General features: G+C 70.7%; 16 protein-coding genes. 5 read left to right on the top strand and 11 right to left on the bottom strand.

Annotated features, from left to right (window positions below):
- Window positions 1-51: 51 nt before the first annotated feature.
- The 4 genes from ABB07_RS13830 to ABB07_RS13845 all read right to left on the bottom strand — a co-directional run bounded on the left by ABB07_RS13830 (window position 52) and on the right by ABB07_RS13845 (window position 7,752).
- Window positions 52-1,860 (bottom strand): ABC transporter substrate-binding protein, encoded by a 1,809-nt coding sequence (locus ABB07_RS13830; protein ID WP_208898996.1) that lies wholly within the window; start codon window positions 1,858-1,860, stop codon window positions 52-54.
- Between the two features lie 58 nt (window positions 1,861-1,918).
- Window positions 1,919-2,953 (bottom strand): ABC transporter permease, encoded by a 1,035-nt coding sequence (locus ABB07_RS13835; protein WP_208898997.1) that lies wholly within the window; start codon window positions 2,951-2,953, stop codon window positions 1,919-1,921.
- 548 nt (window positions 2,954-3,501) lie between these two features.
- Window positions 3,502-5,418 carry a translational GTPase TypA gene (typA, locus tag ABB07_RS13840; protein WP_208898998.1) on the bottom strand — a complete coding sequence of 639 codons (1,917 nt, stop codon included), beginning with the start codon at window positions 5,416-5,418 and terminating at the stop codon, window positions 3,502-3,504.
- Between the two features lie 153 nt (window positions 5,419-5,571).
- Entirely contained in the window at window positions 5,572-7,752 is a 2,181-nt protein-coding gene (locus ABB07_RS13845; RefSeq protein WP_208898999.1) for an ABC transporter family substrate-binding protein, read from the bottom strand.
- Window positions 7,753-8,066: 314 nt separating this feature from the next.
- Here ABB07_RS13845 and ABB07_RS13850 point away from each other — a divergent pair, with 314 nt between their 5' ends.
- The 4 genes from ABB07_RS13850 (at window position 8,067) to ABB07_RS13865 (ending at window position 11,981) form a co-directional block, all read left to right on the top strand.
- Window positions 8,067-8,357: a hypothetical protein gene (locus ABB07_RS13850; RefSeq protein WP_208899000.1), complete on the top strand. Its 291-nt coding sequence runs from the start codon at window positions 8,067-8,069 to the stop codon at window positions 8,355-8,357.
- Between the two features lie 75 nt (window positions 8,358-8,432).
- The gene (locus ABB07_RS13855; RefSeq protein WP_208899001.1) at window positions 8,433-9,254 is read left to right on the top strand and encodes a hypothetical protein; all 822 of its coding nucleotides are present in this window, start codon (window positions 8,433-8,435) and stop codon (window positions 9,252-9,254) included.
- A gap of 22 nt (window positions 9,255-9,276) precedes the next feature.
- Window positions 9,277-11,214 carry a fumarate reductase/succinate dehydrogenase flavoprotein subunit gene (locus ABB07_RS13860; RefSeq protein WP_208899002.1) on the top strand — a complete coding sequence of 646 codons (1,938 nt, stop codon included), beginning with the start codon at window positions 9,277-9,279 and terminating at the stop codon, window positions 11,212-11,214.
- Complete coding sequence (locus ABB07_RS13865; RefSeq protein WP_208899003.1) at window positions 11,211-11,981, top strand: succinate dehydrogenase/fumarate reductase iron-sulfur subunit; 771 nt, start codon at window positions 11,211-11,213, stop codon at window positions 11,979-11,981. Before ABB07_RS13860 ends, ABB07_RS13865 begins: the two co-directional genes overlap by 4 nt.
- On the opposite strand, the gene ABB07_RS13870 is transcribed toward ABB07_RS13865, so the two are convergent.
- Both ABB07_RS13870 and ABB07_RS13875 read right to left on the bottom strand, forming a co-directional pair.
- Entirely contained in the window at window positions 11,962-12,270 is a 309-nt protein-coding gene (locus tag ABB07_RS13870) for a hypothetical protein (protein WP_208899004.1), read from the bottom strand. The two genes, ABB07_RS13865 and ABB07_RS13870, sit on opposite strands and share 20 nt — an antisense overlap.
- A 34-nt stretch (window positions 12,271-12,304) precedes the next feature.
- The gene (locus tag ABB07_RS13875; RefSeq protein ID WP_425264716.1) at window positions 12,305-13,516 is read right to left on the bottom strand and encodes a glycoside hydrolase family 18 protein; all 1,212 of its coding nucleotides are present in this window, start codon (window positions 13,514-13,516) and stop codon (window positions 12,305-12,307) included.
- Between the two features lie 180 nt (window positions 13,517-13,696).
- Here ABB07_RS13875 and ABB07_RS13880 point away from each other — a divergent pair, with 180 nt between their 5' ends.
- Window positions 13,697-15,268, top strand: coding sequence for a hypothetical protein (locus ABB07_RS13880; RefSeq protein WP_208899005.1), 1,572 nt, complete (start codon window positions 13,697-13,699; stop codon window positions 15,266-15,268).
- A gap of 50 nt (window positions 15,269-15,318) precedes the next feature.
- Here ABB07_RS13880 and ABB07_RS13885 read toward each other — a convergent pair whose 3' ends face one another.
- The 5 genes from ABB07_RS13885 to ABB07_RS13905 form a co-directional block, all read right to left on the bottom strand.
- Window positions 15,319-17,904 (bottom strand): SpoIIE family protein phosphatase, encoded by a 2,586-nt coding sequence (locus ABB07_RS13885; RefSeq protein ID WP_208899006.1) that lies wholly within the window; start codon window positions 17,902-17,904, stop codon window positions 15,319-15,321.
- A gap of 270 nt (window positions 17,905-18,174) precedes the next feature.
- Entirely contained in the window at window positions 18,175-18,603 is a 429-nt protein-coding gene (locus tag ABB07_RS13890) for an ATP-binding protein (RefSeq protein WP_208899007.1), read from the bottom strand.
- Between the two features lie 99 nt (window positions 18,604-18,702).
- A complete protein-coding gene (locus ABB07_RS13895) occupies window positions 18,703-19,113 on the bottom strand; it encodes a (deoxy)nucleoside triphosphate pyrophosphohydrolase (protein WP_208903427.1) in 411 nt (136 codons plus the stop codon).
- A 57-nt stretch (window positions 19,114-19,170) separates the two neighbouring features.
- Window positions 19,171-19,362 carry an SPOR domain-containing protein gene (locus ABB07_RS13900; RefSeq protein ID WP_208899008.1) on the bottom strand — a complete coding sequence of 64 codons (192 nt, stop codon included), beginning with the start codon at window positions 19,360-19,362 and terminating at the stop codon, window positions 19,171-19,173.
- Window positions 19,363-19,849: 487 nt separating this feature from the next.
- Entirely contained in the window at window positions 19,850-20,602 is a 753-nt protein-coding gene (locus ABB07_RS13905) for a GntR family transcriptional regulator (RefSeq protein WP_208899009.1), read from the bottom strand.
- Between the last annotated feature and the right edge of the window lie 137 nt (window positions 20,603-20,739).

Genomic DNA, 20,739 nt, shown 5'->3' on the forward strand with positions numbered 1-20,739 from the left:
CGCCCGGCGCGCCCCTGGTGCGGGGGCGCGCCGGGTACCGGGAGGGGACGGTTACTTGATGAAGAGGCGGCGCGGGTCGACTCCGCCGATCACGTCGTCGTAGACGAGGCCGCCGACCTTGGAACCGGCGATCTGGGTCTGCTTGTAGTACGCGGTCGGGACGACGGCGACGGCGTCCTTGACGATGTACTGGTCGAGCTTCTCCCACTCGGCCGCGGCCTTGACCGGGTCGGTGATCGTGCTGATCCGGTCGATCTCGCTGTTGACCTTCGGGTCGTTGATCTGCGGGTAGTTCTGCGCGCCGTCGGCGATTCCACGGCCGTCGAACAGCGGCGGGATCACGGTCGAGGCGGACGGCCAGTCGGCGCCCCACGCGGTGTGGAAGATGTCGTAGGTGTTGTTCAGCTTGGAGACCTGGTCGTAGTAGGTCTCGGACGGGATCTCCTGGCGCTGGACGTCGAAGCCGGCCTTCTTCAGGCCCGCCGCCATGGCGGTGGAGTACTGCTGGCCCTCGGGGGTGTTGGTGTAGCCGAAGGTCAGCTTCATGTTGAGCTTGCCGGCCTGCTTCAGCAGCGCCTTGGCCTTCTCCGGGTCACCGGCCGGGTTCTTCTTCTTGCCCCACGGGTCGAAGGCGGCGTCGTAGCCGCTGACGGTCGGGCTGATGATGCCGCCGGCGACCTCCATCGCGTCGGTGCCGCCGTAGGCACGCACGAACGGCGTGACCGGCAGGGCGTACGCGATGGCCTGGCGGACGCGGATGTCCTTCATCTCCGGCTTGCTCATGTTGATGTTCATCTGGCCGACGTACGGCTGGTAGCCGGAGATCGTGCGGGACTTGAGCTTGGGGTCGCGCAGCACCTGGGAGAGGTTGCCCGCGTCCACCTGGTTGCTGAAGCTGACGCCGGTCTGGTCGGGGCCGCTGTCCGCCAGCAGGGCCTTGGTGGAGGTCTCGAACTGCTGGTTGAACGTGAAGTTGAACCGGTCGACGTACTGGTGGCGGATCGGGTCCGTCTTCGGGTCCCAGTTGGGGTTCTTGACCAGCACCATCGACTTGCCGGACTTGAACGACTGGACCTCGTACGGGCCGGTCGCCAGCGGCGCCTTGTCGTACTTCTCCTTGGTGTCGCCCTTGGCGGACACGACGGCGTAGCCCGCCATGGCGAGCGTGTACGGCAGGTCCGGGTGCGGCTTGGCGAAGTGGAAGACGATCGTCTTCGCGTCGGGCGTCTCCAGGACGCTGTCCGGCAGGTGCTTGCCCTTGTAGGGGCCGTCCGGGAGCAGCTTGCGGTAGGTGGCGCCCGACGCGTTGGCCAGCCACTGCTGCAGGTAGGTGGGGCCCTGGGTGATGAAGGGCGCGAAGAGCCGCTCGACGGACTGGCGGACGTCCTTGGACGTGATCGGGGTGCCATCCTGGAACTTGATGCCGTCCTTGAGCGTGTACTTCCAGGTCTTTCCGCCGTCCGTGGTGGTGCCGGAGTCGGTGGCGAGGTCGCCGACGACCTCGTGCTGCTTGCCGTCGTTGCTGGTGGCCTTGTAGCCGGTGAGGCCTCTGTGCATCAGCTGGGCGAGCGCCATCTGGTCGGACACGTAGATCTGCCCCGGGTCGAGGTGCGCGAAGCTGTCCCGCTGCAGCACCTCCATGGTGCCGCCGGACTTGGCGCCGGGCACGGCGGCGGCCGGGCCGGTGGAGTCCGCCGTGCCGCCGAACTTGATCGACGCCTGCTGCCGCTTGGCGTCCTGCTGGTCCTTCTTGTCGTTGGTGCCGGTGTCGCTGCCGCCCTTGCTGCAACCGGTGAGCACGAGAGCTCCGGCCGCGAGCACGGAGAGCGCGCCGTAGACGTGGCGTCCGCCCCTACTCATCACGAAATTTCCCACCCATCTGTGAAACTTGACGTTCCGTGTGATTGACGTGCTGCGGTCAGCGCGCGGTCTTGGGATCGAAGGCGTCTCTGACCGAGTCCCCGAGCAGGTTGAACGCGACGACGAAGATGATCATCGATACGCCGGGGAAGAACATGTAGGTGATGTCGTTCTGCATCACCAGTTCGGTGGACGCCTTGGAGAACATCTGCCCCCAGTCCGGCGTCGGTTCGACGATGCCGACGCCCAGGTACGACAGACCGGCCTCGGCGGTCACGAAGTTGGGCAGCAGATACGTCGCCTGCACCAGCAGCGGGGTGACGATGTTCGGCAGGATCTCCTTGCGGATGATCCGCCACGGCGAGGCCCCGCTGACCTTGGCCGCCTCGATGAACTCCCGTTCCCGCAGGGCGAGCGCGGTGCCGCGCAGGATCCGCCCGAGGCCCATCCAGCCCAGGAACCACTGGACGATGATCAGGGCCAGCACCCGGACGTAGGTGGGTGTCTCGTCGCGGGGACTGACGAACAGGGACACCACGACCGGCATGCTCGCGATGAAGAACAGCTGTGCCGGGAAGGCGAGGAGGAAGTCGATGACCCGGCCGATGAAGTAGTCGGTCCTGCCGCCGAGATAGCCGGCCGCGACACCGAGCAGGATGCCGGTGATGACGACGGCGACGGTGACGGCGACCGAGATCATCAGCGAGGTGCGGATGCCGTAGATCAGCTTGGTGAAGACGTCGTAGCCGTTGCCGGGTTCGAGGCCGAACCAGAACTCGCTGCTGATACCGCCGTTGGGGTGCACCGGCACGCCGGCGCTGTCGAAGAGTTCCGGGCGCTCGTCCGCATACACCGTGTACGGATTCTTGCCGTACAGCTTGGCGATCAGCGGGGCGAGCAGGCCGATCAGGAAGAAGAAGCCCACGACGTAGGCCGAGATCACGCCCGTGCGGTCGCGCTTGAAGCGCAGCCACATCAGCTGGCCGGGGGACCGGCCTTCGAGCTTGACGGTTTCGCTCTTCGCCTCCGGCCCTGGTTCGCCGTCGACGACGACCGAGGTACCGCCGCCCTCAATGTCGATAGGACTTGTCACGGTTCGTCCGTTTCACAGGTATGAGTGTGGGAGGTGCCCGGGTACTCCGAGGACGCGCTGAACCGCGAGGCGGACGCGCGTAGTCCTACCGCCGAATCACACCGCTGGAAATGACGAACCGACCCACCTGGCGTTCGTGACACCGCGCATGGGTGTTCCTCCTCATGACTCCACGTGTTCACCAACAGGAGAGGGTTTCCGTCGTCCCTCCGACACCCCTGACGGAGGGACAGGCACCCCCTGGTGCTCGTGAGTCGGCGCACTGTCCCCACAGTGCGCTGGACCCATTGACCCGAGCGCTACGCGGCTAACTATCTGCCATGGGTCGGATACCGACCACCGCCCGTAGATCTCAATTCAGTCACAGCTCGCCGCTGGACCTTCCAAAATCTGGACAAACTGTTCGACCGAAGAAGGCGCGAAACGGACTTGTTACATGGCTATCGGGCAGCGATCTCCGCATGTCGGACATGGGGCCACCAAAAACGGGTTGCAAAAAGCCCGGGCGCCCCCATCCTTGGGGACGCCCGGGCTCAACTGCTCGGGGATCAGCCGTGCTTGGCGCGGCTCGCGGCGCGCGCCCGCTCACGCTGGTCGAGGTTGACCTTGCGGATGCGAACGGCCTCCGGGGTCACCTCGACGCACTCGTCGTCACGGCAGAACTCCAGCGACTGCTCCAGCGACAGCTTGCGCGGCGGCACGATCGACTCGGCCACGTCGGCCGTCGAGGACCGCATGTTGGTGAGCTTCTTCTCCTTGGTGATGTTGACGTCCATGTCGTCGGAGCGGGAGTTCTCACCGACGATCATGCCCTCGTACACCTCGGTGCCCGGCTCCACGAAGAGCACGCCGCGCTCCTGGAGGTTCGTCATCGCGAACGCGGTGACGGCACCGGAGCGGTCGGCGACCAGCGAGCCGTTGTTGCGGGTCTGCAGCGCACCGAACCAGGGCTCGTGGCCCTCGTGGATGGAGTGCCCGATACCGGTACCGCGGGTCTGCGTCAGGAACTCGGTCCGGAAGCCGATCAGACCGCGGGACGGCACCACGAACTCCATGCGGACCCAGCCGGAACCGTGGTTGGACATGTTGTCCATGCGGCCCTTGCGGACACCCATCAGCTGGGTGACGGCGCCCATGTGCTCCTCGGGCACGTCGATCGTCATGCGCTCGACCGGCTCGTAGACCTTGCCGTCGACCTCCTTGGTGACGACCTGCGGCTTGCCGACGGTGAGCTCGTAGCCCTCCCGGCGCATGGTCTCGACCAGGATGGCGAGCGCCAGCTCACCACGGCCCTGGACCTCCCAGGCGTCCGGACGCTCGGTGTCGAGCACCCGGAGGGAGACGTTGCCGATCAGCTCGCGGTCCAGGCGGTCCTTCACCTGGCGGGCGGTGACCTTGCGGTCCTTCACGGCCGCCTTCGCGTCGGCGCCCTTGCCGGTGCCGCCCCGGCCGACCAGCGGCGAGGTGTTCGTGCCGATGACCATGGAGATCGCGGGCTCGTCGACCGTGATCAGCGGCAGCGGGATGGGGTTCTCCGGGTCGGCCAGGGTCTCGCCGATCATGATGTCGGGGATACCGGCGACGGCGCAGATGTCACCCGGGCCGGCCACCTCGGCGGGCTTGCGGGTGAGCGCCTCGGTCATCATCAGCTCGGAGATGCGCACGTTGCTGATGCTGCCGTCGCGCTTGATCCAGGCGACCGTCTGGCCCTTGCGCAGCTCGCCCTGCTCGACCCGGAGCAGCGCGATACGGCCGAGGAAGTTGTCGGCGTCGAGGTTGGTGACGTGGGCCTGGAGCGGCGCGTCCTCCTCGTACGTCGGAGCCGGGATGTGCTCCAGGATCGTGGAGAAGAACGGCTCCAGGCTGGTGGAGTCGGCCGGGACCGTGCCGTTCTCGGGCTTGGTCAGCGAGGCGATGCCGTCACGGCCGCAGGCGTAGACGATCGGGAACTCGATCTGCTCCTCGTCCGCGTCCAGGTCCAGGAAGAGGTCGTAGGTCTCGTTGACGACCTCGTCGATCCGGGCGTCCGGGCGGTCCGTCTTGTTGATGCACAGGATGACGGGCAGGCGGGCCTGCAGCGCCTTGCGCAGCACGAACCGGGTCTGCGGCAGCGGGCCCTCGGAGGCGTCCACCAGCAGCACGACACCGTCCACCATGGACAGACCGCGCTCGACCTCGCCGCCGAAGTCGGCGTGGCCGGGGGTGTCGATGATGTTGATGGTGATGGGCTCCCCGCCGTCCTTGGGGTGGTACTTCACCGCCGTGTTCTTGGCGAGGATCGTGATGCCCTTCTCACGCTCCAGGTCGTTCGAGTCCATGACCCGGTCGTCGACCTGGTCGAGCTGGTGGGCGGCGAACGCGCCGGCCTGCTTCAGCATGCCGTCGACGATGGTGGTCTTGCCGTGGTCGACGTGAGCGACGATGGCGACGTTGCGGATGTCGTGACGTGTCATGGACACAGCCATAGTGCGACGAACTCCCGGAGTGTGAGGATTGCCCTGCGCGTACGTCTGTGTCGCGCGGGTCCTGCCGGGCTGGACACGCCACGGCCTCACCCCATGGTACGTGGCCCCGCGGGAAGCGGCCTCCTCAGGGCCGTGTGATGATCTCCGGGGAGGTCAGCTGCCGGGACTGGCGGAGGCGGTCGTGGGACTCGCGGAGACCTTCGCCCCCTTCTTCAGAAAGCCCATGTCCTCGTAGACCGGCGTCTGGAATCCGAACGCCCCGGCGTTGACCAGGTTCTTCCGCACCGCCACGAGCTGAGGCCGCTGGTACAGCGGAATCGACCCGGCCGCGGCCCAGATCCTGGCGTCCGCCTTGCGGATCAGCGACACCTCCTCGTCCTCGTCCAGGGTGGTCGCGGCCTCGTCGAACAGCTGGTCCACCTGGTCGGTGCCGACCCGTGTGTAGTTCTGCTCGACGTTCAGCGAGCCGTCCGCCGCCGGCACCGGCTTGGCGTACACCGGCCGGTCGTCCGTCGCCGGGAACGCGGAGGACGGCCAGGAGTACAGCGCGAGGTCGTAGTCGCCGGACGCGATGTGGTCCTTGAAGTAGCTCGCATCCGAGACCTTGCTGATCGTCGTCCGGATGCCGACCCGCTCCAGCATGGCGGAGATCCGGTCGGCGACCGAGGTCAGCGTCTGGGAGCCGGCGCCGGAGGGCAGCACGAACCGGAGCAGGAGCGGCTTGCCGTCCTTGGCGAGCGGCTTCGCCGCGGCCGCCGGCGCGGCGGTGCCCTGCGGGGCGTAGGCACCCTGTGCGCCCCCGTGCCTGCCCTCCTGGGCCAGGTGCCGGTCGCCCCCGTCCCCGCGTCCGCCGTTCTTCTCGTCCTCGCCGACGATGTACTCGCCGTCCCTGCCGCCGTCGGACTTGTCCTCCGCCTTCTCGCCCTTCCCCTTCTTCTCGCCGCCGTCGGTCTTCCCGCGCTCGGGACCGGCCGCCTTCTCGCCCTTCTTCGGCTCCTGCACCGGGCCGCCCGGCACCCACCCGGCGTCGGCGAGCAGCGCCTGCGCCTCCTTGGGGTCCTGGGCGCCGAGCGCGCTGCTGTTGTCGGCGTACGCGGCCTGCCCGGACAGGGCGAGGTGGCTGCCGACCGGAACGGCGGGCAGGCCCAGCGGGGTGAGCACCAGCCTGGCCAGTTCCCGGCGGTCCAGGGCGCGGGCGACGGCCCGGCGGACGCGTTCGTCGGCGAGGGGGCCCCGGGAGCCGTTCAGGGCGAGCTGCGTGTACGCGGGCTCCAGCGACCTGCGGACCTCGACACCGCTCAGCGCCTGCTGCTCGTCCAGGTACTCGGAGATGGCCTTGCGCAGCTTCGTCCGGCCGGCCTTGACGTCGTCCGGGTCGAAGTCGTGCGCGCGCGCCCACGCGCGCAGCTTCTTCACCGAGGTCTTCCCGGAGCCCTGCAGCGGGTTCGCGGCGCCGTGGGCGGCGAGCCCGATCCGCTGGGCGTCGGCGGGGTCGACGTCGGCGAGGTCCGCGCTGCCGTCGGCGAGCGCCTCGGCCCGCTTGTCGCGGGGTACGGCGTGCAGCACGATCTCGTTCAGCTTGGCGGCCTTGCCCCACCAGCGCGGGTTGCGGGTGAGGACGACGTCCTTCTGGGCGGTGTCGACCTTGGCCACGGTGAACGGCCCGGCGGTGACCTTCAGACCGCGCCGGGCGCCGTCGTTGAAGGCGTCCGGGGTGCCCATGACGTCCTTCGGGTACAGCGGGGAGAACAGCGACTTCCAGTCGGCGTAGGGGCGGGAGAAGGTGACCCGGACCTCGAGGTCGTTCGCGCCGCGCTCGATCTTCTCGATGCGGTCGTAGCCGGCGTTGCGGGCGGTCCAGTACGCGCTGTTCCTGCCGGACAGGGCGCGCCACTGGGCGGCGAAGTCGGCCGCGCCGATCTCCCGGCCGTCGCTCCACACGGCCTGCTGGTTCAGCTTGTACAGCACCACCTGGCGCGGCTCGGTCTCGATGACCTTGGCCGACTCCAGGTAGGCGGGATTGGGCACCGGCCGGCCGGTGGCGTCCAGCCGGAACATCGACGGCAGGACGGCCTGGGCGACGCGGCTGGTGCCGGCGTCGGCATCGGCCTGGAAGGCGTTCAGGGTCGCGGGTACGGCGTCGACGGCCCACTTCAGCGTCCCGCCGTCGGCGACCAGGCCACGGGCGACCGGGGCGATGTCCTGCGCGGCGAGGGGCTTGGGGACCTCCTCGTCGGAGCCGCACGCGGCGAGGAACGGCACCGCGAGCGCGCCTGCGGCCAGGAAGGCGACCGATCGCATGACGGCGCGCGGTCCGACTCCGTCGTGGGACATCTCTGCTACCTCCGGGAAGCCGCGGGTTTATGCTCACATGTGTCGGAATGTGGAGCTGATCACCTTTGGCGGTATATGGAGCTGATCAGATCTATGCGGCCCACTGAAGAGGAAAGGATCCGGCAACAACGGGCGACACGGCGCTCACGAGCAGTAACCCCACTCGTGTGGCGCAACACCACCGGAGATGCACCAGTGCGCCTCCGCCAATCGCTGCACACGCCTTCACATCGGCGGGTGTGGCGCGCAACACTCCAAGGCGCATGAACGTCGCCGCCCAGGACCCGCCGGAACCGCGGAAGTGAGGGCAAGTCATGTCCGTGCACGACGACATCACCTCGGTCCAGCGCTCTCTCGACGATCTGTACCGGTCGCTGGGACGCCTGGAACACCAGCTCGGCAGCGGCGGCCTGGACGTGCGCCGGGTCCGGCTGGACGCCGACCATCTGCGGGAGAGCGTGGCGCTGCTGCGTGAGGCGGCCGCCGCGCCGGAGTCCCCCCGCCGCCCCGACCTCGTCACCATCTCCGACGCGCCGTACGACACCAGCCTGTGGGTGGGCTCGGACGACGAGGGCCTCGGCGCCCGCGACCGCCACGCCCCCTGATCCCCGAGCCGCCCCGAGCCGTCCCCCAGTCACAGGTCCCCAGCGCAGATCGAGCCATAGAAGCGGAGCCCCGCATTGGCCACTGGTACGGAACCCCAACAGAACAGCGGCGGCGTACGGACCACTGCGCGCGCCGCGATCGCCGCCCCGCACCTGCGGACCGACCGCTGGTGGCTGGCGCCCGCCGTCACCGCGGCCGGTCTGCTCGCCTTCGTCGTCTACTCGACCTGGCGGGCCTTCGCGAACGCGGACTACTACGCGGCGCCGTACGTCTCGCCGTTCTACTCGCCCTGTCTCGCGGAGAACTGCAAGACCATGCCCTCGGGGCCGAACGCGGATCTCTTCGGCAGCTGGTGGGCGATCTCCCCGGCGATCATCATCCTGATCTTCCCGCTGGGCTTCCGCCTGACCTGCTACTACTACCGCAAGGCGTACTACCGCAGCTTCTGGGCGTCCCCGCCCGCCTGCGCGGTGGCCGAGCCGCACCGGACGTACTCCGGCGAGACGCGCTTCCCGCTCATCCTGCAGAACGTCCACCGGTACTTCTTCTACGCGGCGATCCTGGTCGCGGGCGTGCTGACGTACGACACGGTGCTGTCCTTCCGCGACCCGCACGAGAACTGGGGCCACATGGGCCTCGGCACCGTGGTGTTCCTGGTCAACATCACGCTGATCTGGGCCTACACGATCTCCTGCCACTCCTGCCGGCACATCGTCGGCGGCAAGCTCAAACACTTCTCCCGGCATCCCGTGCGCTACAAGGCGTGGCAGTTCGTCGGCCGGCTCAACGCCCGGCACATGCAGCTGGCGTGGGCGTCGCTGCTGAGCGTGGCGCTCGCCGACTTCTACGTCTATCTCGTCGCGTCCGGGGTCTTCGCCGACCCGCGCTTCTTCTAGAGACCAGTGAGGATCTGAGCGAATGTCCGTGGTCGACCGCCAGGAGTGGGACGTCGTCGTGGTCGGTGCCGGCGGCGCCGGGCTGCGGGCCGCGATCGAGGCGCGCGAGCGGGGCGCCCGTACGGCGGTGATCTGCAAGTCCCTGTTCGGCAAGGCGCACACGGTGATGGCCGAGGGCGGCATCGCGGCGGCGATGGCCAACGCCAACGAGCACGACAACTGGCAGGTCCACTTCCGCGACACCATGCGCGGCGGCAAGTTCCTCAACCAGTGGCGGATGGCCGAGCTGCACGCCCAGGAGGCCCCGGACCGGGTCTGGGAACTGGAGACCTGGGGCGCGCTGTTCGACCGTACGAAGGACGGCCGGATCTCCCAGCGCAACTTCGGCGGCCACGAGTACCCGCGGCTCGCGCACGTCGGCGACCGTACGGGCCTCGAGCTGATCCGCACCCTCCAGCAGAAGATCGTCGCCCTGCAGCAGGAGGACTTCAAGGAGACCGGGGACTACGAGTCCCGGCTGAAGGTCTTCCAGGAGTGCACGGTCACGAGGATCCTCAAAGACGGGGAGCGCGTGTCGGGCGTCTTCGCGTACGAGCGCGAGACCGGCCGTTTCTTCGTCCTCGAAGCCCCCGCCGTGGTGATCGCGACCGGCGGCATCGGCAAGTCCTTCAAGGTGACGTCGAACTCGTGGGAGTACACGGGCGACGGCCACGCGCTCGCGCTGCTGGCGGGCGCGCCGCTGCTGAACATGGAGTTCGTGCAGTTCCATCCGACGGGCATGGTCTGGCCGCCGTCGGTGAAGGGCATCCTCGTCACCGAGTCGGTGCGCGGCGACGGCGGGGTCCTGCGGAACTCCGAGGGCAAGCGGTTCATGTTCGACTACATCCCGGACGTCTTCAAGGAGAAGTACGCCGAGTCGGAGGAGGAGGCCGACCGGTGGTACGAGGACCCGGACAACAACCGGCGCCCACCGGAGCTGCTGCCGCGCGACGAGGTGGCCCGCGCCATCAACGCCGAGGTCAAGGCGGGCCGGGGCTCGCCCCACGGCGGTGTCTTCCTGGACGTGTCGACACGTATGCCCGCCGAGGTCATCAGGCGCCGGCTGCCGTCCATGTACCACCAGTTCAAGGAGCTGGCGGACGTCGACATCACGGCGGAGGCGATGGAGGTCGGGCCGACCTGTCACTACGTGATGGGCGGCATCGCGGTCGACTCCGACACGGCGGCCGCACGCGGGGTGCCGGGCCTGTTCGCGGCCGGTGAGGTGGCCGGCGGCATGCACGGCTCCAACCGGCTCGGCGGCAACTCCCTCTCCGACCTGCTGGTCTTCGGGCGCCGCGCGGGCTGGCACGCGGCGGAGTACGCGCAGGGGCTGGCGTACCGGCGTCCGCCGGTGGACGACGCCCAGGTCGACACGGCCGCGGCGGAGGCCCTGCGCCCGTTCTCGGCGGAGGCGGACCGGGCGGGCGAGGCGGGCCCGCCGGAGAACCCGTACACCCTGCACCAGGAACTCCAGCAGACCATGAACGACCTGGTCGGCATCATCCGCCGCGAGGGCGAGATGGAGCAGGCCCTGCACAAGCTCGCCGAGCTGCGGGTACGCGCACGCCGCGCCGGGGTCGAGGGCCACCGCCAGTTCAACCCCGGCTGGCACCTGGCCCTCGACCTCCGGAACATGCTGCTGGTCAGCGAGTGCGTGGCCCGTGCGGCCCTGGAGCGCACCGAGTCGCGCGGCGGCCACACCCGCGAGGACCACCCCACGATGGACCGCAAGTGGCGCAACGTGAACCTGCTCTGCGCCCTCGCCGACCCCACCGGCGGCCTCGCGGCGACCGACCCCGGCCGCGGCCAGATCCGCCTCACCCGCGAGACCACCGCCCCCATCCGCCCGGACCTGCTCGCCCTCTTCGAGAAGGAGGAGCTGGTCAAGTACCTCGCCGAAGAGGAGCTGTACGAGTGAGCAGCTACGAGGCCCGCTTCAAGGTGTGGCGGGGTGACGCCGAGGGCGGCGGCCTGGAGGACTTCGAGGTCGAGGTCAACGACGGCGAGGTGGTGCTCGACATCATCCACCGCCTCCAGGCCACGCAGGCCCCCGACCTGGCCGTGCGCTGGAACTGCAAGGCCGGCAAGTGCGGTTCGTGCTCGGCGGAGATCAACGGCCGCCCGCGGCTGATGTGCATGACCCGGATGTCGGTGTTCTCCCGCGAGGAGACGATCACCGTCACGCCCCTGCGCGCCTTCCCGGTGGTCCGGGACCTGGTGACGGACGTCGGCTTCAACTACCAGAAGGCGCGGGAGGTCCCGGCCTTCGTCCCGCCCGCCGGGCTCGGTCCCGGTGAGTACCGGATGATGCAGGAGGACGTGGACCGCTCGCAGGAGTTCCGCAAGTGCATCGAGTGCTTCCTGTGCCAGGACACCTGCCATGTCGTCCGGGACCACGAGGAGAACAAGAAGGCGTTCGCGGGCCCGCGCTTCCTGATGCGGATCGCCGAACTCGACATGCACCCGCTGGACTCGGCCGCCGACACGGGCCTGGACCGCAAGCGCACGGCCCAGGACGAACACGGCCTCGGCTACTGCAACATCACCAAGTGCTGCACCGAGGTCTGCCCCGAGGGCATCAAGATCACCGACAACGCCCTGATCCCCATGAAGGAACGCGCGGTCGACCGCAAGTACGACCCGCTGGTGTGGCTCGGGTCGAAGATCAGGAGGCGGTCTTCGTAGGGGCGGGGCGACCGGGGCGCTGGGCGAGGAGCTGGACCACCGTTCCGCCCATCCACAGGCACCAGCCGAGGGCCGGAAGGAACTCAAGACCCGCGTCGGCGAGGGGCCCGAGGAACATGAACAGGCCCAGCCCGACCGCGTTCACCAGCGCCCCGTACCCCCACAGCCGGGGCCGCAGCACCCGGCGGCGGGCCACCGGCGGTACCCACACCCCCCCGACGGCCAGGACGCCGAGCACGCCCATGAGCGTCACCGCGAGGACGGCCGCCATCACCAAGAACATGTGCATGCCCATCATGTTCCCTCACGGTGTCCTGTTCCGGTCACCGGACCCAGTCTTCCCGATAAGCCGTCCAGTCCGCTTCGGTGGCCGCGAAGTCGACGTAGAGGGCGACCCCGAAGCGTGCCCGGCCCTTGTCGGTGCGGGACAGGCCGAGGCGGACACCGCGTACCGCGGCCGGGACGGTCTCGGCACGGGCCCAGTGGCCGAAGCGGTTCTCGTGGTAGAAGGGCAGGCCCATGAGCAGGTCCGTGGACTCGGGAGTGACCTCCAGGGCCAGCGAGGTCTGCTGGGCGACATAGCCGCCGTACAGGCTCTGCGACGGCTGCATGGTGTCGTACGACATCACCGCGATCTGGTCGACGCGGCGCGCGACCTGCCCGAAGTACGCCTGCGACCACCACTTGGGGTGGCCCGTGGCCGTTCCCCAGAAGGAGTGGAGGGCCGGCAGCGGATCGATCTGGTGCGCGGCGACGGAGAGCACCGCACGGTGGTCCCGGGTGACGCGGTGCAGGGCGTCCAGGAGGGCGAGGTAGTTCCGGTCGCCGGAGTGCAGGGGCTCCAGATCGAAGTGGGCACCCTGGAAGCCGGTGTCCAGGATCTGGCGGGTGGAGGCGACCACGTGGGAGCGGGTCGCGGGGCGCTCCAGGTGCATGGCGTACGGCTTCTCGGGGGCGACCTCGTCGCCGAGCCAGGCCTGGACGCGGATGTGCGGCGCCTTGCCGTGCAAGGTCTCGATGAGCCAACGCGCCCGTGGGTACGCCGACTTGGGAAGGGTTCCGTCGTGCTCCAGGGGGCCCGCGTGGACGTACAGGTCGCGGATGCCGGTGCCGCGCAGCCGGCCGGCCAGGGCGGTGACGTCGGCGTCGGTCTTACGGCCGTCGATCCAGGCGTGACCGAGCCAGATGGCATCGCGGTCACGGGTGTACGTGCCGGGTTCAGGGGTGCCGGTGTAGTTGACGCGGAGGGCGGTCTCCGCGGCGAGGGTGGGGAGGAGCAGCAGGAGGACGAGGACGAGCGCGGTGCGCCGCAGCGTCCGAGGCCAGGCGCGCTTCCGACTCCCACCGGCCGGGCGGGTCTCGTCGTCGGGGGCGGATGCCTCTTGGGGCACGTCCTCGGCGTGGGGGCCGGGCGGACCCGACCGGGTGTCCTCGGCGTCGGGGCCGGGCGGACCCGACCGGGTGTCCTCGGTGTCGGGGGCGGGCGGTCCGTGCGGGGCATCCTTCGCGGAGGCGGTCTGCGCCGGTCGCCGCACGAGCTCGTCGGCTGACCCGTCCGTTGCTCCCCCGTCCGTCCCTCCTTCGTCCGTCCCTCCCCCGTCCGTCATCGGCCGGTCGCTGCCTCTGGCGTCCATTCCTGACCCCCTGCCCATCCCGTCCCCCAGCCGTATCCGTCCCGCTCGCGAAGGCGCCTACCTGCCCATACGCTCCGAAATGTGACGTCCTCCCTGATCCGCGGCCGGCCCCGGCGCGCCAAGGCGCACATACGCGTGCGGGTGGCGCATGCCGTGCTGGGTGTCGTGGTCGGGGCCGGGTGGCTGGTGTTGCCGGTGATGACGGCCGGTGCGCAAGATCCGGTTCCCGTGACGTCCACCGGGACCGTCGCGAGCGCCGCCGCGCCGCAGGAGGAGACGTCGACCGCCGACCTCGTGCTGCCCCTGATCGCGGTGGTCGCCGCCGTGGGGCTGGCCGGATACGGATACGTGCGCCGCACCCGCCGTGCCCGGACCCGTACGACGCCCGGGATCGTCTCGGCCGCACCGCCCGCGCCCACTCCGGCCGACTCCGAGCGCCAGGCCCGCGCCGCGCTGGTCCTGGCCGACGACTGTGTGCGCACGAGCCAGGAGGAACTCTCCTTCGTCCGGGCGCGTTTCGGGGGGGCGGACACGGAGCCCTTCGTCAAGGCGCTGCGGGCCGCCGAGACCGAACTGGCGGCCGCGTGCGGGATCTGGCGGCGGTACGAGCAGGGGGTGCCGGAGGACGACGTGGCCCGGCGGCAGGCGCTGGTCGGCGTGGTCGGCCGGTGCGCGGAGGCGGGACGCCGGCTGGACGCCGAGGCCGCCGCGCTGGACCGGCTGCGGGAGCTGGACGGGCCCGGGCTGGCCGGGGCGCTGGAGGTCGCCGAGGGGCGGTTCCGGGAGCTGACGGGGCGGACGCTGACCGCCGGGAACACCCTGACCTCCCTGCGCGACCGCTGCACACCGGCGGCCGTCGCGCCCGTCACCGGGTACCTCGAACAGGCCAAGGACCGGCTGGTGTTCGCCACCATGCGGCTCAACGAGGCCCGCCAGTCGGCCGACGCGGGCGCCGGTGCGCGGGCCGCCGGGCAGCTGCGCGCCGCCGAGGGCGCGGTGGCCCAGGCCGACGTCCTGGTCACCGGGGTGGAACGGCTCGCCGCCGAGCTGCGGGAGGCGGCGGCGCTGGTGCCGGCCGCGCTGACCGGTGCGGAGGCGGAGATCGCGGCGGCCCGCAAAGGGGGCGTGCCGGGCCCCCTGACCAGCGGTGAGCTGCACGCCCGGCTGGCCCACGCGGACGCCGTGCTGGCCGCCGTACGGCATGAGCTGACGGCCGGCCCGTACGACCCGCTGGACGCCCTGCGCCGGATCGCGCGGGCGGTGGAGCGGCTGGACACGGGCCTCGCCGGTGCGCCGTCCGCCGCGGCGCTGCTTGTGGCGAGGGGTTCGGTCGCCGGGGCGGACGACTTCGTCACGGTGCACCGGGGCGCGGTGGGCCCTCAGGCCCGGGTCCGCCTGGCGGAGGCGGCACGCGAACTGGGTGCCGGCCACGCCGCCCAGGCCGATGCCCTGGCCCGCGAGGCCCGGGACCTGGCCGAACGGAACGTACGGGCGCACGGCAACCCGCACACCGCCGCCGACGGCGACGCCCCGGGCCTGGCCGCCGCAGTCCTCGGCGGAATCCTCCTCTCCGAAACCCCGGACGCCGGCCCCCCGGCAAGCTACGGCGGCCCACGGACCAGGTCCCGCCACAGCTTCTCAACGCCTGCGTAGCCGAGGAAGCCGTGCCCGGGGGTCTGGGGGCGGAGCCCCCAGGGGGCGGCTCAGAAGAGGCTCAGCAGTGCTTCCGCCGGGTCGGTCAGGCCCGCCTCCGCCCCGGGCAGCGGCAACTCGAACCACACCGTCTTGCCCCGCGGGGTACGGCGCGAGCCCCACGCCGCACTGAGCAACCCCACCAGCTGCAGCCCCCGGCCCCCCTCGTCCGTGTCCCGGGCGCGCCGCCGACGCGGCTGGACCAGTCCGCTGTCCCACACCTCGCAGACCAGCGTGCGGTCGAGCAGCAGCCGTAGCCGTATCTCCCCCTCGCCGTACCGCAGCGCGTTGGTGACCAGCTCGCTGACGAGCAGTTCCGTCGTGTCGACCAGCGGCTCCAGATCCCAGCTGAGCAACTGCCCCCGGGCGTACTCCCGGGCCCGCCCCACGCTCCGCGGCTCCCGCGGCAGCGTCCAGTCGCCGACGCACTCGGCCGGCAGCCCCTGGACCCGGGCCATCAGCAGCGCGATGTCGTCCTCGCCGTGGTGGGTGTCGAGGGTGTTGAGGACATGGTCGCAGACGTCCTCCAGGGGGCGGGACGGGTCCGTGAGCGCGCCGACGAATGCCTGCAGGCCCTCGTCCAGGGGGTGGTCGCGGGACTCGACCAGACCGTCCGTGTAGAGCGCCAGCAGCGCGCCCTCCGGCAGCTCGACCTCGACCTCCTCGAAGGGCTCGCCGCCCACCCCGAGCGGCATGCCGGGCGGCACGTCCAGCATCAGGGCCGGTTCACCGGGCTCGACCAGGACGGGGGGCAGATGGCCGGCGTTGGCGAACGTACAGCGTCGGGTGACGGAGTCGTAGACGGCGTAGACGCAGGTGGCGAGGTAGACCTCGGAGAGGTCGGCGTCCCGCGGCTGGCGGGCCGTACGGGTCGCCTGCTGCACGCCCCCCGGCGTCCCCAGCCCCCGCGCGATCTCGTCCAGCGCCGAGAGCACCTCGGCGGGTTCGAGATCCAGCAGCGCCAAGGTGCGTACGGCGGTGCGGAGTTCACCCATGGCGACGGCCGCCCGCAGGCCGCGCCCCATCACGTCCCCCACCACCAACGCCGTACGGTGGCCGGGCAGTTCGATCACGTCGAACCAGTCGCCGCCCACCTCGGTCGCCGCGTTGCCCGGCAGATAGCGGCAGGCGATGTCCAGCCCGGAGGCCTCGGGGTCGCCGGGCGGGAGGAGCGAGCGTTGCAGGATCAGCGCCCGCTCGTGCTCCCTGCGGTACAGCCGCGCGTTGTCGATGCAGACCGCGGCGCGCGCGGCCAGCTCCACGGCCAGGTCCCGGTCCCGGTCGCCGAACGGCTCGCTGCCCTTGGCGCGGGAGAACTGGGCGAGGCCGACGACCGTGTCGTGGGCGACCATCGGCACGGCCAGCGTGGACTGCACGAGGCCGCCCTCCTCGGGGGGAACGGCCCGCGGCCGGGCGGTGCGCAGGGCGTCCGCGCAGGGCGAGTTGAAGGGGAAGTGGTGGACCGCGCCGACCTCGACGGGCTCACCGGAGCCGGCGAAGGGCGCCCCGGCGACGGCGCTCGCGAAGGCGACGCGGCGCAGTTCGGCGCTGCCGTCGGTGAGTCCGGGCGGGGTCTCGTCGCCGGTGAGCAGGCCCTGGTAGAGGTCGACGGTGGCGAGGTCGCAGAAGCCGGGGACGACGACGTCGAGGAGTTCCCGGGCCGTGGTCTCCAGGTCGAGGGAGTTCCCTATGCGCGCGCCGGCCTCGTTGAGCAGGGCGAGGTTGCGCCGGGCGGCGGCGGCCTCGCGGGCGGCGGCCCGGCGGGAGGTGATGTCGGTGCCGAGCCAGGCGATGCCGATGGGCCGGCCGGTGCCGCCGTGCACGCGGTAGAGGTTGACGGACCAGTGCCGGCGTTCCTCGGAGCCGGGGAGGTGACCGGTGACATGCATGTCGGTGATGGACTGGCCGGTCTCCAGCACCCGCCGCAGGGTGGCCGAAACCCGCTCGGCCTCACCACGCGGCAGATAGTCGTGAACTCCCTTGCCCCGGTGGTCGTCCGGGGTTCCACCGAAGGTGGAGGCGAACCGTTCATTGGCCCGACGGACTCTCAGATCGGTGTCGATCAGCAGGAATCCGAACGGGGATTGGCCGAATATGGCCTGTGAGGCGGCCAGGTCGGTCTCGATGCTGCGCAGGGTGCGGACGTCCACGACGATGCACACGGCGGCCTTGTCGCCCTCGGCGGTCCGGGTGGGCATGACGTAGACCTCGGCCAGCCCCTCCTCGCCGCGCGTGCCGTCCGCCTTGTCCGGCATCCGGAAGGGCACGACCCCGGTCCACTCCCGCCCGTCGAGGATTTCGGCCATCTTGCGCTGGCCGCGCTCGCGCAGGTCGGGATCGATGAAGGCCTCTATCGGGTCCATGCCGACGGCGCGTGCGGCGGGGACGCCGAAGAGCTGCTCGGCGCGCAGGCTCCACTGGTCGACCAGCCCGCCGGGGCCGATGGAGAAGGACGCGACCTTGATGTAGTCGTAGATGGAACCGGGCGGACTGCTCTGCCACATGGCGTCGCCGGGTGCGGCGGCCTCCGCGGCCTGGTTCATCGCGCCGCCCGACGGGTCCTCGGACTCCGTGGCCTTCGCTGGTATCTCGCTCACGCGAACCGTCCCCTCCAGCTCACCGCGCCCGGCACCGGTCACCGACAGCGGCTGCCCGCAGTATCCAGCACTACGGCGCCGCATGACACGGTGTTCACGATCACAGCTCGGTCCAGATGTTTTTCGGACCGACCGTGAGATCACTTCCACTCTTCTAACCAGGGAAGGCGTCCTCGAATCACGCGCCCCGGAGCCGGCCGCGCGCCCGCGGCGCACGATGGACGCACCCCCGCCGGCTGTACACCCCCCTGCCCCCCGAGTGCTTCGTGCTCACCCCGGCACCGCCAGTTCGAACCAGACGGTCTTTCCGCTCGCGCCGGGCCGGGTGCCCCAGCGGCGGGAGGAGCCGGCGACCAGCTGCAGACCGCGCCCGCTCTCGTCCTCGTCGCGGGCGACGCGTGCGTGCGGCGGGTCGGGCAGCGGGTCGGACACCTCCACCAGGAGCGCGTCGTCGAGCCCGAGGGGACGGACGAGCCGTACCCCGATGGGGCCGGTGGCGTGCCGCAGCGCGTTGGTGACCAGCTCGCTGACCAGCAACGCGGCCAGGTCGGCGACGCAGTCGAGGTGCCAGCCGTGCAACTGGCGGCGGACGGCGGCGCGTGCGGTGCGCACGGCCCCCGGCTCCGCGGGAAACGTCCACTCGGCGCAGTCGCCATCGGTGTCGATCACGCCGATCACTTCCCAGGCCAGCGAGCCCACCCATGTCCGGTTTCATGGGGTTAATGGGCACATACCCGATATCCCAGGGGGAGTACCGCACAGGAGGGCGCACAGTGGCACGAACGGCGTAGGGGGCGCTCAGCGCGGGCCGGTGGTGAGCCGGGGTGAGACCTCGCGGACCGCGGGCACGTCCTGGTCGAGCCAGTCGACCTCCCAGATCCGGTCCGGGGTCAGCCAGCGCAGCTCGTCGTGGTCCTGGAGGGGCCTCGGTGCGGGCGAGCCGGGGCGCAGGCGGGCGGTCCACACCTGCAGCACGTACGGCGCGCGCAGCGGCCACTGCCCGGGCACCCGCTCCACCGCTTCGGCCTCGATGCCGAGCTCCTCGCGCAGTTCACGCACCAGGGCGTCCTCGGGCCGCTCGCCCGGCTCGACCTTGCCGCCGGGCAGTTCCCAGCGTCCGGCCAGGTCGGCGGGTGCGCTGCGGCGGGCGGCGAGCAGCTGGCCGCCGTCGAGCAGGGCGGCTCCCACCACCACGGTCCGGTCCGTCATCGGTGTGCCGGGGGTCATGGACGTCATGGGGCGGAGCCTACGGGAGGGCGCGTGTGGTCAGTTGCGGGCGCCGTCGCCGTTCTGGCCGATGCGCTCGACCCAGTAGAGCTGTTTGTGTCCCCGGTCGTCGAGGCTGTCGGCGATCTTCTGGGCCTCGGCGCGGGTCGCGTACCGGCCCACGCGGTAGCGATTGCCGTTGTCGTCCTGCCGTATCACGAGCCAGGGCAGGGAGACCGTCCCCTCACTCATGGCCCCCACCGCCCGCGCCGCCCCTTCTCGCACCGCCCCACCCACTTCCGCTTCCTGTGGGCCCCCGCCGTGCCCCACCTAAGGAAACCGCAATACGCATATGCCCGAGCGTACGCCCAACCTTTACGCAGCGAACACGCCTTTTCACAAAGAGGTATGCAACCGGCCAGTACGCAGGGGGCGCACGGAAGCGAACGCGCCGCCGTGAGCGCCACCGTCCCGAGTCGGAGGCATATCCGTGTGACCGCTGACCACCTGGGAAGACGGCCGAATTGTGGCCTTGGTTCGGCCCGTACGGAGGTCGCGCGACCGGAGATCACACCGGCGGCAGGCGCCAAGGGTGTGCGCTACCTCACTTGGGGGCGCGTACGGGGACGGCGACACGCCGGTGGAGGTGGGGGACGTGGGGCCGGTGGGGCGCGACGGCGGGCGCGCGTCAGCCCCGGGCGTGACCCCACCGCTTCCCACCCACCCCTGCCAACCCCCGTCACCTGACGGGCAAGTGATAGGCCACCTGATACCGGTCCGCCGGGATCACCACGTCGGCCGTCTCCACCGGGCGGCCCGAGGCGTAGTACGTGCGGTGGACGACCAGGACCACATGGCCGGGGACGCCGCCGAGGACGTGGAGTTCCTCGGCGAGGCCGGGGCGGGCGCCGACCTCCTCGGTGACGTTGTCCACGATGACGTCGATGGCGCGCATGCGCTCGACCACACCCATGCCGCCGAGCGGACCCTCCTCGGGCAGCATCACCGGGGTGCGGCCGGTGAGGGCGAGGGGCTCCCAGGAGGTGGAGAGCATCATCGCCTCGCCGGCCTCGCGGAACAGGTACTTGGTGCGCATGACCCGGTCGCCGGCCTGGATGCCCAGCCGCTCGGCGATGGCGGCGCCGGCCTCGGTCTGTTCGCTGCTGGACTCCCAGGTGCCGCGCACCGAGGCGTCGGCCTGCTCCTGCCGGAAGGGCGTGGCGCCGGTGGCCGGGCGGTATCCGGAGCGGGCCACGCGGCGGGGCACCGGGCGCTCGCGGACGTACGTCCCCGAACCGGAGCGGCCCTCGACCAGCCCCTCGGCCATCAGCACCTTGCGGGCCTCCAGCGCGACGGTGTCCGAGACGCCGTACTCCTCGCGGATGCGGGCCTGGGAGGGCAGGCGGGTGTGGGGCGGCAGTGAACCGTCGACGATCTTCTTGCGGAGATCACCCGCGACACGCAGGTACGCCGGCTGCTCACCGAAAGTCACTGGCCGCTCCCATCAGGTTGTACAGACAGCAACAGCCTGGCAACCGTGGGTTGTGCCATGCAAGCAAAGGCCAGGGAATCACTCGATGTGATGACGTGAGGCGTGCGGGGCCTTTACCCAGGCACTTTCTCCCTATA

The sequence above is a fragment of the Streptomyces incarnatus genome (genome assembly GCF_001027185.1).
Lineage (GTDB): Bacteria > Actinomycetota > Actinomycetes > Streptomycetales > Streptomycetaceae > Streptomyces > Streptomyces puniciscabiei.